Origin of the sequence: Paenibacillus sp. S-38, assembly GCF_049942825.1 — a bacterium.
Classification (GTDB): domain Bacteria; phylum Bacillota; class Bacilli; order Paenibacillales; family NBRC-103111; genus Paenibacillus_G.
In genome coordinates this window covers 478,237-491,840 of the sequence record NZ_CP187970.1, presented here as the reverse complement: position 1 = coordinate 491,840, position 13,604 = coordinate 478,237, and the positions used below count along the sequence as shown (strand labels likewise).

The 13,604-nt window shown below is 59.8% G+C and carries 13 protein-coding genes; 3 read left to right on the top strand and 10 right to left on the bottom strand.

The genetic code is table 11. The features are described 5' to 3' along the window. The first annotated feature begins 317 nt into the window (after positions 1–317). Positions 318–1,004, top strand: coding sequence for a TerC family protein (locus ACP26L_RS02355; protein ID WP_426450901.1), 687 nt, complete (start codon positions 318–320; stop codon positions 1,002–1,004). A gap of 82 nt (positions 1,005–1,086) precedes the next feature. On the opposite strand, the gene ACP26L_RS02350 is transcribed toward ACP26L_RS02355, so the two are convergent. Together ACP26L_RS02350 and ACP26L_RS02345 are read right to left on the bottom strand one after the other, a co-directional pair. Next, entirely contained in the window at positions 1,087–1,617 is a 531-nt protein-coding gene (locus tag ACP26L_RS02350; protein ID WP_426450899.1) for a DoxX family membrane protein, read from the bottom strand. Between the two features lie 407 nt (positions 1,618–2,024). Further along, entirely contained in the window at positions 2,025–2,243 is a 219-nt protein-coding gene (locus ACP26L_RS02345) for a hypothetical protein (protein ID WP_013914223.1), read from the bottom strand. 520 nt (positions 2,244–2,763) lie between these two features. Between ACP26L_RS02345 and ACP26L_RS02340 the strand changes: the two genes are divergently transcribed. Together ACP26L_RS02340 and ACP26L_RS02335 are read left to right on the top strand one after the other, a co-directional pair. Then, on the top strand, positions 2,764–3,438 hold the full coding sequence (locus tag ACP26L_RS02340; RefSeq protein WP_426450897.1) for a pectate lyase: 675 nt from the start codon (positions 2,764–2,766) through the stop codon (positions 3,436–3,438). A 244-nt stretch (positions 3,439–3,682) separates the two neighbouring features. Further along, positions 3,683–3,964 (top strand): hypothetical protein, encoded by a 282-nt coding sequence (locus ACP26L_RS02335; RefSeq protein ID WP_426450896.1) that lies wholly within the window; start codon positions 3,683–3,685, stop codon positions 3,962–3,964. Positions 3,965–4,028: 64 nt separating this feature from the next. Here the strand turns inward: ACP26L_RS02335 and ACP26L_RS02330 are convergent, their stop codons facing one another. From ACP26L_RS02330 to ACP26L_RS02295, 8 genes are all read right to left on the bottom strand, one after another. After that, positions 4,029–5,762: an ATP-binding protein gene (locus tag ACP26L_RS02330; RefSeq protein WP_426450894.1), complete on the bottom strand. Its 1,734-nt coding sequence runs from the start codon at positions 5,760–5,762 to the stop codon at positions 4,029–4,031. A gap of 15 nt (positions 5,763–5,777) precedes the next feature. Beyond that, a complete protein-coding gene (locus tag ACP26L_RS02325; protein WP_426450893.1) occupies positions 5,778–6,845 on the bottom strand; it encodes a cobalamin-dependent protein in 1,068 nt (355 codons plus the stop codon). A 148-nt stretch (positions 6,846–6,993) separates the two neighbouring features. Continuing rightward, positions 6,994–7,416 (bottom strand): response regulator, encoded by a 423-nt coding sequence (locus tag ACP26L_RS02320; protein ID WP_426450891.1) that lies wholly within the window; start codon positions 7,414–7,416, stop codon positions 6,994–6,996. A 236-nt stretch (positions 7,417–7,652) separates the two neighbouring features. Continuing rightward, a complete protein-coding gene (locus ACP26L_RS02315) occupies positions 7,653–8,393 on the bottom strand; it encodes a response regulator transcription factor (protein ID WP_426450890.1) in 741 nt (246 codons plus the stop codon). A gap of 23 nt (positions 8,394–8,416) precedes the next feature. Next, positions 8,417–10,309 carry a sensor histidine kinase gene (locus ACP26L_RS02310; RefSeq protein ID WP_426450889.1) on the bottom strand — a complete coding sequence of 631 codons (1,893 nt, stop codon included), beginning with the start codon at positions 10,307–10,309 and terminating at the stop codon, positions 8,417–8,419. 261 nt (positions 10,310–10,570) lie between these two features. Further along, complete coding sequence (locus tag ACP26L_RS02305) at positions 10,571–11,599, bottom strand: TRAP transporter substrate-binding protein (protein ID WP_426450888.1); 1,029 nt, start codon at positions 11,597–11,599, stop codon at positions 10,571–10,573. 73 nt (positions 11,600–11,672) lie between these two features. After that, positions 11,673–12,977 (bottom strand): TRAP transporter large permease, encoded by a 1,305-nt coding sequence (locus ACP26L_RS02300; RefSeq protein WP_426450887.1) that lies wholly within the window; start codon positions 12,975–12,977, stop codon positions 11,673–11,675. 1 nt (position 12,978) lies between these two features. Continuing rightward, entirely contained in the window at positions 12,979–13,482 is a 504-nt protein-coding gene (locus tag ACP26L_RS02295; RefSeq protein ID WP_426450886.1) for a TRAP transporter small permease, read from the bottom strand. Positions 13,483–13,604: the final 122 nt, after the last annotated feature.

Here is a 13,604-nt window from a genome sequence, read left to right as displayed (position 1 = left end):
GTTTCCTTCTCTTTGCCGTCCCCTTATCCGTGGCATGAACAAAGAGCTTTCTCGGGATCTCATAGGGAGCCCGGGAAAGCTCTTTGTTGTCATTAAAGCCTGAAGTCTTCCTCCCCGCTGCCAAGAAATCATGACCTCAAGTAAACCCGAACAGCTTGGGTAATACTAACTGTAAGCATGTTTTACCGGCATCCGACGATGCTGCACTTTCGTTGAAACGTATCGGCCCTTATCTCGTATAAGCGATACGACGAAACGTGTAGAAAAAATTGCATGATCGCTGTCACACTACAATGCAAAGGGAGGAGTCATTCATTATGGAACTGTTCTCGCCGGAATTCTGGTCTGCCCTTGGAGCCATCATCATCATCGATTTGATCCTGGCCGGAGACAATGCCATTGTCATCGGCATGGCCTCCAAAGACCTGCCGAAAGAGCATCAAAAGAAAGCAATCTACTGGGGGACGGCAGGCGCGATTATTATCCGGATCATCTTCACACTTGTGGCGGTATGGCTGCTGCAGATCCCGGGACTGCTGCTGATCGGGGGCGCGCTGCTCGTATGGATCGCCTACAAGCTGCTCGCCGACGACAAGGGTCACGATAATATCAAAGCGACCACCTCGCTCAAAGAAGCCATTCGTACGATTGTCATCGCCGATGCGGTGATGGGCATCGATAACGTGCTCGCTGTGGCAGGAGCGGCACACGGCAGCTTCCTCCTTGTCGTCCTCGGCCTGATCATATCGGTTCCGATCGTTGTTTGGGGAAGCACGATCATCCTGAAACTCATCGAACGCTTCCCGATCATCGTCTATCTCGGCACCGCCGTGCTTGCCATGACGGCAGGCAAGATGATTACGGACGAGCCCCTGCTCAAAGGATTTATCGGAGATAACGGCGTGCTCAAATGGGGCATCATTATCGTCATCATTGCAGTTGTCCTTCTGGCCGGTTACGCCGCTAAGAAAAAGCAGGCGGGACATCATCCACAGACTGGGTAAGATCACCCTGAGAATTGCAAAGACACAGCAAAAAGCCGGGAGCTCAAGCTTCCCGGCTTTTTGTATCTCGGAATCGATTCGGTTAGACCTTGGCAGGCGTTCCGTTATTTCGGCCCGCCGCATCCCCGCCCTGGCGGCGCAGCTTGCGGAGGTATGGCATCAGGTAGTGGTCTACGCCGAACCGGCCTGCATTCGTGCCGGCCATGAAGATGAGCACGCCGAGCAGGATCAGCCACGGGTTTGTGCTTACGGTACCTGCGAAGAGGAACATGAAGTTCATCATCAGGCCGAAGAACGCGGCGGCTGTCGTCAGTGCACCGAGGATCAGACCCAGACCGATCAGCGTTTCACCCACTGGGATCATAAAGTTGATGAGCTTCACGTTCGGCAGGGCGAAGTGCTGCAGGAATGCCGTGAAGGTCGGATATACGAGTTCATTGGTCGCTTTATCGAGCACCGGCTTGGCAATGGCGCCTTTGAGGAACCCGGCGGCATCGAAGCCGCCTGTCAGCTTATGCAAGCCGGCGGTAAACCATTGGTAACCGAGATACAGACGAAGAAGCAGAAGCAGGCCGGCGGCGTATACATTGTCTCTAAGAAATCGGGTTAACATAATGGAAGCATCTCCTTCATATTTAGTAGGTTGCGTTTCGAATCAGATCAAGTGAATTAATTCACAAAGTAGGGTGCAGAAAATGTATCTTTTTCGATCCAGGCGGACATTTAGGTTAGCACTGCTTTCCTTACTTCGTTGACCGTAACGGAACGTTTGGTAACCGACTTGCGGGCGGCTGATTCGGCGGTTGGGGTGGGCTCACGATCTTCGCTTCCCTTCATCTTCTCTCGATGCTCTCGCGTGTGCTGCTCCCTTTCATGTCTTTACTATACCACGCTCCCCGGAACGAGGATGTGAACCAGATCACACTCATAAGAAAAACCCCTGATCGGGGTCCGTTCAAAAAAAGAACATCGGTGCTCCCGATGTCCTTGTCCCGCTATATACGGTTGGCCGCTTCACCCTTACGGATGGTATTTGCGTTCGCTTGAAGAGCGGTGCTTGGTCTCTTCCCCGTTCTTCTCTTCCTGCTGCTCCAAAGTCAGATCCTCCACCGGAATGGCGTCCACGGTCTGCTCACTTTCGTAGAGATCGAAGAGACTCGGCTTGTCCGTCGGATACTGCTCCGGATGGTCGCGGTTCACACGCTGGCGCATGCGTTCCGTGTTCTTGGGCGTTTCCATGGTTCGTTCTCCCCTTTCATGCGGTGGTTACTATTACTTACCTGTTTGGGGAAAGGGTCAAACAACCTCCGGGGAGCCTCGGGCGATGACCGTTCGATAATCCTCGCATGGTCCCCGGCTTCGATCCCCCGCGAATCAGCCTCTATACCGCAGTCGGTAACCCCATCTTGAATCCTGCATATTCCGCTTCACTGCGCTTCGGCAGACTTGGGAGCACTCCCGCTCCGGTGTTCTCTTCACGCCGGCCCGCTCCCCACATGGGAGCCCGCATTTCATCCATAGTGTAAATTCAACTTTCCACCGGCATAGGAGCATATGCCCCAGTCAATCCGATACGCCTCATTCAACCTTTACTTGAAACCGCCTTCAAACTAAAACTCTGATTATTTCCGATATCAGGAAATTCTGGTACGTTGTTATTACTCCCGGAACAAGGAGGTGCCTTCCACCCAGCCTAATCACCGGAAAGTTGATGTAAACCATTTTACAAAATCCAATCTAATCTATGGAGGCGTTAGTTATGAAAATGAAAAAAGTCGGAAGCATGATGCTGTCGCTCGGTCTGGTTTCTTCGGTCTTCGCCGCACTTCCTGCACAAGCCGCTACCGTTACAGTAAACTCTACAATTGTAGTCGCTGCGGGCCAAACCTTTGACGGCGGCGGCAACACGTATGTAGCTAACTCCAGCACACTGGGCGACGGCAGCCAGGCCGAAGGCCAGAAGCCGGTCTTCCGCGTGGAAGCGGGCGGCACGCTCAAGAACGTGAACCTCGGCGCACCGGCAGCTGACGGCGTTCACTGCTACGGCAGCTGCAACATCACGAATGTAAACTGGAAGGATGTAGGCGAGGATGCCCTGACGCTCAAGTCCTCCGGTACGGTGAACATCACGGGCGGGTCCGCTTACAAGGCGTACGACAAAGTATTCCAGGCCAATGCGGCCGGAACCTTCAATATCAAGAACTTCCGTGCGGATGACATCGGCAAGCTTCTCCGCCAAAATGGCGGCACTACGTTCAAGGTGGTCATGAACGTGGATTCCAGCGACATCTCCAACGTGAAGGATTCCATTTTGCGCACGGACAGCCCGGTTTCCACCGGTAAAATCACCAACACCCGCTACCATAACGTACCGACGCTCTTCAAGGGCTTTGCCTCCGGCAATACGTCCCAATCCGGCAACACGCAGTACTAATCGCGCCCTCCCTTAGCGAGGGGTTCCCAAGCAGCCTGCCGAGCTTCAAGCTCTGCAGGCTGCTTTTTCATGCGCCGGGCAGGCCTGTTGTTTCAACACATCCGTCATAAGCCGTATGGTGCCCGAAAGTCTCCCGTGGGTGACCCCCTCCCTGGGTGGGTAAGCAGAATAGGGTGCGCGGCTGCCTGGAATTGCCTTGAGCCTAAGCCGCTGCGTCCGAATCCGCTCGAAGGGGGTGATTCCCGTGACTGCTGCCGGAAAAGCCCTGGGCCTGCTCGCGGTCTTCCTCATCTACCGCACCCTGCTCTCCTGGAGCGTCCGCTTTCTGGCCAATAGATGCCGCCTGTGCCCATCGACGCTGCACCTCCTTCTCGCCGCGGCCGGCTCTGTCCCCCTCGTTTCTCTTGTGCAGAGTGCGGCTCAGGGGAAGACGGCCGTGGAAGTAACGACCATGCCGGCCCTGCTCGTTCTCTACACGGTCGCCAAAGGACTATGGCTCCGCAGACAGGAAGAGTCCGCCTCCTGACATCAGGGGACGGACTCTTTCTTGTGCTGCTGCGCCAGCCGATCTCCACGGCCCTCCGGCGAGCTCAGGCCAGCGCCCGCAGCGAAGCGGCGGCCCGCTCGTACTCGGCGAGAATCCCGCTGATGAGGCAGGACAGTTTCCCTGCGGGCTGACCTTCCCTCGCCTCTTCCTCCAGCGTATGCAGCAGGCCGGACAGAGGGCGCAGGCCGAGCGTAACGCTTCCCGATTTGAGGCCGTGGGCCAAGCGAGCAATCTCCTCATGGCTGCCGCGGCCGGCGGCTTCCCTCAGCTGCTGCAGACGCTCAGGCGTGTCGGCCAGGTAATCCGCCACAAGCTGCCGCAGCAGGGCGCGGGTCGGATCCAGCGCAAGGAGCTCCGCGAGCACCTCACGCTCGAGGCGCTCCGGCGGCGGCTCCGGCCGGAAGGCCGGAAGCCACTTCCCGAGCGCCTCCCTCAGCGCCCTCAGCGTGAAGGGCTTCATGAGGGCATCGTCCAGATCGGGACCCAGCACGCGTCCCTCCCCGGGTCTGCCGAGCGTGGACCCCGACAGCGACAGGATCGGAGTGCGCGGTCGTCCCGCGGCGGCCTCCTGCCGGCGGATCGCCCGCACCGCCTCACTGCCGCTCATCCCCGGCATGTGATGATCGATCAGAATGAGGTCGAACGGCCCCCGGGCACAGGCCTCTACCGCCTCCGTCCCGCTGCCGGCAGCCTTGATGTGTTGAAGGCCCAGCTTCTGCAGCTGCATCAGGATCACCTGGCGGGAGATCGCGTCGTCTTCCACCAGCAGGACGGCGGTCCCCTGCTTGGCTGCCGCATGCTGCGGGGACTCGGCTGGGCCGGCATCGGATTCCCCATCCCTCTCGGTGTCCTCCCCGACAGGCAGGGGCAGCTCCACCCGGAACGTCGAGCCTTCCCCGAGGACGCTCGCAACGGCAATCGTGCCGCCCATCAGCTCCACGATCCGCTTCGTGATCGACAGGCCGAGGCCGGTGCCCTTCGGCATATCCGCCGAAACGGCGTCATGCGCCTGGTAATACGGCTGGAACAGCTCCGCCAGCTTCTCCTGCGGGATGCCCCTGCCCGTATCCCGAATCTCCAGGGCGATCCGCTGAGTACGGCGGTCGCCCTCCAACAGCCCCACCCGAACGGAGACCGTGCCCCCCGGCGTGAACTTGATGGCGTTGCCCGCCAGATTGATCAGCACCTGGCGGATCCGGTCGGCATCGCCGACAAAGACGGGGGCGATGCCTTCCTCCACCTGCTGAAGCAGCGCCGTTCCGTTGGAGACGGCGGAGGGCGTCAGAAGCTCCACAACATGGAGCAGCACCTCGTGAAGCCGGAACGGCCGCAGCACCAGGGTCAGCTTGCCCGCCTCCATCCGCGAGAGATCGAGCAGGTCTTGGGCGATCGTGAGCAGGAGGGCCGCCGAGGAACGGATCAGCCCGAGCTCCTGCTTGGCTTCAGCCGCTTTGCCGGAGAGTCCCAGCAGCTCCGACATCCCCATGATGCCGCTTAAGGGCGTACGGATCTCATGGGAGATCATCGCCAGCAGATCGCTCTTGGCTGCGTTCGCCCTCTCCGCCTCTTCCTTGGCCGCCTGAAGCTGGCTATTGGTCTTCGCAAGCAGCCGCTGCAGCGTGATGAGCTCGTTATTCATCACGGAGAATTCGGTCAGCGCCGCATCTTCGCGCTGCTTGGAACGGATAAGCTCGTCCGACAGCCGGGCAATGGTCTCCCTCAGCCGCTGTGTCTCTTCCGGCGGCCGGGCCTCTTCCGGTTCCTCTACGATCGTCATAGGTAAACTGCCTCCTTAGGATGCGGGGACCTGCGGGAGCAGCTCTGCAGCCAGGCGAACCGCCTCGCCCGCATCCCTGCCGCAGCCGTCCGCGCCGACCCGCCTCCAGAGCTTCGGATCGATATTGAAGGGCAGGCCGCCGACCATGATCTTGACCCCCCGGCATCCTTCCGAGGCCCGGATCTGTTCGATGAGCGTCTTCACCAGATGGACATGGTACGTCATGGTCGCCGAGATAGCTACCACATGGGCCCGCTGCGAGATCAGGGTCTGAATGATGCTGCGGGTCGGCACATTGGCACCAAGGTAGTACGTATCCCAGCCTTCCGCCTCGAAGAGATCGGATACCAACCGCAGACCCACCTCGTGGATCTCGTCGCCGACACAGGTGGCCACAAGCCGGTGGTCCTTGCGCTCCGAACCGAAGAGGTACGGATACAGCTGCGACATGATGAGCTGCGTGGCCGCCGTGCAGTAATGCTCCTGGGCGACGTTGATCCCGCCTGTCTGCCAGAGCCGGCCGATCTCGTACTGTACCGGCTGGAAGATGTGCAGATAGATGTCGGCCAGCGGCGTCCGCCCCTCCACCAGCTCCATGATGAGCCGGCTCGCTTCCTGCCGGCGGCCCTCCAGCAGCATGCGCAGATACTCCGCCGCTGCATCTCCGTACGGCGCATCGGCCGCGATGAACGATGCCACCTCGGCCGGGAGGGTGAGCTGATGCAGACCGAGATCGAGGGTCCGGGTGATGTACTCTTGTTGCTCCCCTCCGATCGTACGGCAGACTTCCTCCCGTATACAAGCGAGATTGATCTCCATCTCCTTCACACCGACCTTGTATCCCTCGAGAAGCGCCTTCAGCCAGGTGATATAATGTACGAAAAGGGAAGGACTATCCATCATGAGGCTCTCCGCCAAATATTTGAGGCTGAATACCGTATCCTGTTTCGTCCGTTCTCGGCCCGCCGGTCCGAACCGGTGGATGAGATCGGGCTGCAGGCCGTACTGTCTCTCCGTCACTTGGTCTGCGAGCTGCTCCGCGATCTCGAGCAGCAGCACTCCCGCCTCCGTATGGGCAGGCATAGCCTCTCCCCCTTAGGAATACAAGATAGACGGCTTCGCCGTCCTTTAAGGACAATGCACGTTTATAAGAAAATAGAAGATGACCGAATCAAGCCCTAGGTGAGCAGAAAGGCTGCTATAGCGCAGCCTTCCTTTCCCATGCTTTATTTTACTGGACAACCGGAAAATAATGATCGAGCACTTCCACCAGCGTTGCTTTGTAGTAAGGTTTGACGATGTAATCCGCCATACCTGCGGCCATGCACTGCTGCTTGATCTCGGGCAGCGTGTTCGTGGTGACGGCGATCATCACGGGCCGTTCGTCCGCGCAGTCCGCCATAATCTTACGGGCTGCCGACAGCCCATCGAGCACCGGCAGGCGGAGGTCCATGAAGATGAGATCGTAGCCCTTCCCTGCGGCGGCGGATACGGCGGCCTCCCCGTTATCCTCGATATCGATATGACCAAAGCCCAGCTGGGTCAAAATGGTATGAAGCACCCGCCGGCTGATGTTGTCGTCCTCTACGATCAGTACCTCGCACGCTGCCGGTGCTTTGATATGGCGCGCGGTGAAGCCTGCATGCATCGTCATTCTCCCCCCTTCGCAACTTGACCTTACCTGGTTCTCTAGGAGACTGCACATGGTGTATCTTTCCAGTATACCTCATAACAGCCCGGACTGGAACGAAATCATGGCATATGAGGGCTGCACCGCCCGGAGGCGGCCGGGCCGGCACGGTACACCCGGGCTCCTCCGCAGAAACAAAGCGCCCGGAAATCCGGACGCTCCAAGTCATGCGTATGCAGGGGAAGTCCCCTTCCTTCATCTTATGCGGGCGGGCACCGGCGGTATTCCGTCGGCGTACAGCCGGCGCTCCGCTTGAAGGTGTTGCTGAAATAAGCGACATCGGTGTACCCCACCCGCTGCGCGACTTCGCTCACCCGCAGGGAGGTTGCTGTCAGCAGCCGCTTCGCCTCCTCCATCCGCATCTCGACAATATGCTCGACGAAGCCCCGGCCGAGCTGCTGCTTGAACAGCTGGCTGAGGTAGCTCGGGTTGAGGTGCACCCGCGCGGCGGCGTCGGTCAGTGTCAGCTCTCCGCCGAGATGCTCCCGGATATATCCGAGCACCTGCTCTACCGGTGAGCGGTCCGCCGGGTCGCAGGAAACCGCTGGAGCCGCAGCATGTCCGGCCGCCGCCCGGCCCCGGAGCCAGCCCTCCAGGCAGGCGTGCATCTCCTCCACCTCGACCGGCTTCAGCAGGTAGTCGGTGACCCCGAGGCGCAGCGCCCCCTGGACGTAAGCGAAGTCGTCATAGCCGCTGACGACGATCACGCTCTGCTCCCTGGCCGTCTGCCGCAGCTGCTGGACGAAGCTCATGCCGTTCATGACCGGCATCCGCACATCGGTCAGCACCATGTCGACCGGTGCCTCCTTCAGGGCATCGAGCGCCTCCAGCCCGTGGGAGGCTTCCCGCGCCACCTCGAAGGGCAGGCCGGTGCGTTCGATCACTTTGCGCAGCGAAGTGCGCACCCACTTCTCGTCATCCACCAACAGCACGCTGTACATGGCACGTTTCCCTCCCTTTTGCTTTAGAGTGCGGGCGGCAAAGCCGGCTCTCCGCGCAGCCCGGCCCCCGCTTCACCGGCTCCCGGCTCCTGTATGCCGCCCGCCAGCGGAAACCGAAGCGTCACGGTCGTCCCTCCGCCTTCCCGGGAATCGACCCGGGCCCCGAAGGCTTCCCCGTACAAATACACGATGCGCCTATGCACATTGGCCACCCCGATATGGTCGCCCCCGGCCAGCACATCCTTCTGCTCGAGATCCAGACGGATCCGGGAGAGCACCTCCTGCGGCATTCCCACTCCCGTATCTTCGACGGTGACGAGGAACGCCTCGTCCCCGTCCCGCTTCGTGCTGATGCGGATCCGCATGGGAGCAGCCCCCGGCTCCATGCCGTGGATGATGCTGTTCTCGACAATCGGCTGCAGCGCGAACTTCACCACCGGCAGGCCGAGCGCCCAGTCCGGGACATCGAATTCGGAGTGAAGCCGGTCCTCGAAGCGGTACTGCTGCACCCGAAGGTACATCCGGCAGAAGAGCAGTTCCTCCCGGAGCGTGACCACCGGTCGGTCGTTCTTCAGGTTGTAGCGCAGCAGCTTGGCCAGCGCCCCCGACATGGACGCGATGTCGTCCATATCCTGATCAAGCGCCATGCCCCGAATCGTCTCCAGCGAGTTGTAGAGAAAGTGCGGGTTCATCTGCGACTGCAGTACCTTAAGCTCGCTCTCCTTCTGCCGCAGCGACGCCTCGGTCTCCTTCAGCCGGCTGAAGTAAATCTCCTCGAGCAGGCTCTCGAGCCGCTCCACCATCTTGTTGAAGCCGTGGGTGAGCAGGCCGATCTCGTCCTTGGAACGGACGTCGAGCTTCACGCTGAAGTCGCCGACCTCCACCCGGCGCATGTAAGCCTGAAGGCGCCGGATCGGTCCGACCAGAGAAGCGGCGAAGCCGATGCCGAGCAGGTAGGCGGCCGTCAGGGCAATGACCAGGGTCCAGAGAATCGTGCGCCCAATGTAGTCAGTGCCGTCCGTCAGTTCCTTGTACGGCAGCACCGTCACCAGCCGCCACCCTAGATAAGACGAGAGGCTGTAGGTCAGGAAGAGGCGCGGCTTGTCTTCGGTGATCAGGGCCCCGCTCTCCTGCGTCATCCCTCCGGCATGGTAGGTTTCGGCCAGGGTGCCTACGAGCGTCAGATCCGGATGATACACATAGTGGTTCTGGGCATCGACCATATAGAGAAAGCCGGTCCGCCCGATGGAGACCATTTCGGAGATTTCCTGAATTCGCTTGAAATTCACATCCATGATAAGCACCCCCGCCGGCTGAAGCGTCTGCGGCGACATCAGCCGCCGGACGATGGAGAAGACCTGCTCCTGCCGGCCGTCCGGCCAGCGGATGACCCTCGAGATCAGCTTCGGCGTGCCGTCGAGCGGCACATCGGCATACCAGTACTCTTTGCGCAGCTCATCGGCCGGATAAGGGCTGCGGACGCCCGCTGTATCGAACGTCTGCCGGCCGTCCAGCACCAGCGTGATGTTCGAGATGTCCGAACGCGAATACGAGGCATTCTTCAGCATCTGCACGACGGCCGTCCGGATGCCGCTCTGCTGAATCTCCTCCGCCGTCCGCATGCGCAGCATCCGGGTCACATCAGGATGGTTGACGATGCCAAGCGTCGTTATCTCAAAATCCCGCACGTAATATTCGATGTGGCTCTTGACCTGTTCGATGATCTGCAAGCTGGACTCGCGCCCTTCGCTCTCCAGCACGTCCGCAGACCGCTGGTAGGAGATCAGCCCGACCAGAAGGAGCGGCACCGCCACGAGCAGGGCCGAGAAGACGAACAGCCGCAGGGTCAGCGGCTTGTCGCGGAGCAGCGCATACCGCTGCAGTCCGTCGATCCATCGTGCGATGCGCGCTCTCATAGGTCCTCCCCTTCCTTCCATCTCTCCAGATGTTTGACTTCTTTCATTGTAACATGGAAGCGATACCAAGGGGTGTTTTGTATCGAACAGCAGGTTCCATGCTGTGCCATCGTACACCGGGACGGCGCCTTGCGGAGCCTGCGCCACGGCCGTAACCCGTACAGCCCAAGGCTTCGTTCCACTCTCAAAGGAGCCGTAAGCGCAAGAAGCGCGCCCCCGGTATACGGGGAGCGCGCTCGCCCGGGAACCCGGACTCAGAGCTTACTTGCGCGCCGCGTCGATTGCGTCCAGCGCTTCCTTATATTCCGCACGGTACTTGTCGATTACCGGCTTCACCGCATCCTGCCAAGGCTTCAGATCCTTCACTTCCGTGATCGTCGCGCCGGCGGCACGAACCTTGGCTTCGGCTTCCTTCTCGTACTTATCCCATGCCTCGCGCTGTGTCTTGACGGAGTCGAGCGCCGCCTGCTTCAGGAGCTTGCGGTCCTCTTCGCCCAGCTTGTTCCACGCATTCTGGGAGATGAGCAGCACCTCCGGCACACGCTGGTGGCCGTCGAGGATCATATTCTTCGCCACTTCAAAATGGTTCGACGACTGGTAGCTCGGGAAGTTGTTCTCCGCCGCATCGATAACGCCCGTCTGCAGGGAGGAGAACACCTCGCCGTACGGCATAGGAGTCGCGCTGGCTCCAAGGGCCGCCACGAGGTCGATGTTGATCTTATTCTGAATGACGCGGATCTTCTGGCCCTTGAGGTCGGCCAGGCTCGTGAGCGGCTTGCGGGAGTAGAAGCTGCGCGCCCCGGAGCTGTAGTAGGCCAGACCCTTCATCTTCGCCCCTTCCAGGCTGTCGAGCATCTTGTTCCCGGCATCGCTCTCAAGGAACTTCCACAGGTGCTGGTCGCTGTCGAATACGTACGGCAGCGAGAAGACGCCGAAGCCCTTCGAGAATTCACCGAGCGGTCCGGAGGACACACGGGTGAACTCGATGGCGCCGAGCTGCACCTGCTCGAGCACCGCCTTCTCCTCCCCAAGCTGGGCGCCGGGGAATACGTCGATCTTGATGCGGCCGTTCGTACGCTCGCTGACGAGCTCTGCGAACTTTTTGTCGCCGATGACTGTCGGGTAGTCCGCCGGATGGGTATCCGCGAGGCGGAATGTGTATTTCTTGCCCTCCGCCTTCTTCTCGCCTTCGGCGCCTCCCGCCGTTTCCTTCGCACCGCAGCCCGCAAGCACGCCGCCGGCGATCGCCAGCACAGACAGGACCGTAACCGTTTTCTTGAGTGTTTTCATGTGAGAACTACCCCTTTTCTGCTTATCCATATTGTACTTCCAGCATGCACTTCAATCTACTGCCATCTATTGTCTATCCGGTGCCCTGCACCAGATGCGGCAGCCACATCACAAGTCCCGGCACGTAGGTGAGCACCAACAGCACGACGCACAGCACATAGAAGAACGGCATCATGGCCTTCGTGCCTTCGCTGATTGAGATCTTGCCTATGGCGCACCCGACGAATAGGACGGTGCCCACCGGCGGCGTCAGCAGCCCGATCCCGAGGTTGAGCATCATGATGATGCCGAAGTGTACGGGATCCATGCCCAGATGGGTGACGACGGGCAGCAGGATCGGCGTCATGATCAGAATGAGCGGAGCCATATCCATCGGCGCCCCGAGCAGCAGGAGCAGCAGGTTGATGATCAGCAGGATGACGAACGGGGAATCCGAGATCGAGATCATCGCGTCGGTCACCATCGCCGGTATCTTCAGGAACGCCAGCAGCCAGGAGAACGCGTCGGAGGCGGCGATCAGGAACAGCACCATGGATACGGTGCGGAATGTTTTCTTCAAGATGAGCCACATGCGGCTGTACGGAATGTCCTTATAGATCACGAACGTGAGGATAAAAGCGTACAGGCAGGCCAGCGCGCCCGACTCCGTAGCCGTGAACCAGCCGGAGAAGATACCCCCGAGGATGATGACCGCCGTCAGGATCGACATGAAGCCGTCGAGCAGAATCTTGGGCACATCCTTGCGGTCGATCGGGTCGCCCTTGGCGTACCCCCGCTTCACCGCGAACACGTAGCTCGTCAGCATGAGCGAGAGACACAGGATGATGCCGGGCACGATGCCGGCAAGGAACAGCGAAGTGATCGAGATTCCTCCCCCTGCGGCCAGCGAGTACAGCACGAGGTTGTGGCTCGGCGGTACGACGACGCCCTGGATCGCAGAGGAGACGGTGACGCCGACGGAGTAGTCGGTGTCGTAGCCCTTTTTCTTCATCATGGGGATCATCACCGATCCGATGGACGATACGTCGGCAACGGCGGAGCCCGAGATATTGCCGAAGAACATGCAGGCCACCGAGTTCACCATCGCGAGTCCGCCGCGGATGCGCCCTACGAACAGTTGGGCGAGGTTGACGATCCGCAGGGCGAGATTGCCCTCGCTCATGATGTGCCCCGCGAGGATGAAGAACGGGATCGTGAGCAGCGAGTAGGAGGACATCCCCTGGATCATCCGCTGCCCTACGACCGCCAGCGGAATATCGAGATACATGACCGTCAAGAGCGTGGAGACCGCCAGCGTCAGCGAGACCGGGAAGCGGAGCAGCAGCATGACGACGAATGAGATCGAGAGGACGAGTACGGCGATTGTGGTTTCTTCCATGCTAGTGGCCCCCTCCTTCGTCCATGCCCTTATGTCTTACCGTATCGATCCCGATCAGCTGCAGGAAGGAATAGATACAGACGAGGACACCGGTAATCGGCATGATGACGTAAATAACAGAATTCGGCAGCCCGGTGGCCGCCAGCCGGCTCTCGTGCATGAGCTGTGTAAACTCGGTTCCCGAAACGACGAGGTAGAGACCGAAGGCCAGGGTGGAGGCATAGATCACTTTGTCCAGCACCTTGTTGGCCAGGGGCGGCAGCTTCGTCGTGAACGAGTCGATCGCCAGGTGCAGCCTCTCGCGGAAGCCGATGGCGATGCCGATGAAGGCGAACCAGACGAGCAGCAGCAGCGTGACCTCCTCCGACCACGGCAGTACGTAATTGAACAGCTTGCGCGTCAGGACCTGTACGGTGACGATCACGATCATGGAGAGCAGCGCGATCTGTGCCAGGTTCTCCAGAAGCGAGTCGAACCATAGGGCTATGCGCTTCAGTTGTTGCATGGGAGTCACCTCATTTTTGTGCGGCTTACATGTAAGCGTTTTATAGTGTTATTGTAAGCGATTCCTGAAACCGCTTGAACGAGGCTGGTTTTAGGATCTTTTGTAATTTTTTTAGGTGTTGG

Coding starts and splice junctions, on each gene's coding strand:
- ACP26L_RS02355 (WP_426450901.1), top strand. CDS start 318: ATGGAACTGTTCTCGCCGGAATTCTGGTCTGCCCTTGGAGCCATCATC.
- ACP26L_RS02350 (WP_426450899.1), bottom strand. CDS start 1,617: ATGTTAACCCGATTTCTTAGAGACAATGTATACGCCGCCGGCCTGCTT.
- ACP26L_RS02345 (WP_013914223.1), bottom strand. CDS start 2,243: ATGGAAACGCCCAAGAACACGGAACGCATGCGCCAGCGTGTGAACCGC.
- ACP26L_RS02340 (WP_426450897.1), top strand. CDS start 2,764: ATGAAAATGAAAAAAGTCGGAAGCATGATGCTGTCGCTCGGTCTGGTT.
- ACP26L_RS02330 (WP_426450894.1), bottom strand. CDS start 5,762: ATGACGATCGTAGAGGAACCGGAAGAGGCCCGGCCGCCGGAAGAGACA.
- ACP26L_RS02325 (WP_426450893.1), bottom strand. CDS start 6,845: ATGCCTGCCCATACGGAGGCGGGAGTGCTGCTGCTCGAGATCGCGGAG.
- ACP26L_RS02320 (WP_426450891.1), bottom strand. CDS start 7,416: ATGACGATGCATGCAGGCTTCACCGCGCGCCATATCAAAGCACCGGCA.
- ACP26L_RS02315 (WP_426450890.1), bottom strand. CDS start 8,393: ATGTACAGCGTGCTGTTGGTGGATGACGAGAAGTGGGTGCGCACTTCG.
- ACP26L_RS02310 (WP_426450889.1), bottom strand. CDS start 10,309: ATGAGAGCGCGCATCGCACGATGGATCGACGGACTGCAGCGGTATGCG.
- ACP26L_RS02305 (WP_426450888.1), bottom strand. CDS start 11,599: ATGAAAACACTCAAGAAAACGGTTACGGTCCTGTCTGTGCTGGCGATC.
- ACP26L_RS02300 (WP_426450887.1), bottom strand. CDS start 12,977: ATGGAAGAAACCACAATCGCCGTACTCGTCCTCTCGATCTCATTCGTC.
- ACP26L_RS02295 (WP_426450886.1), bottom strand. CDS start 13,482: ATGCAACAACTGAAGCGCATAGCCCTATGGTTCGACTCGCTTCTGGAG.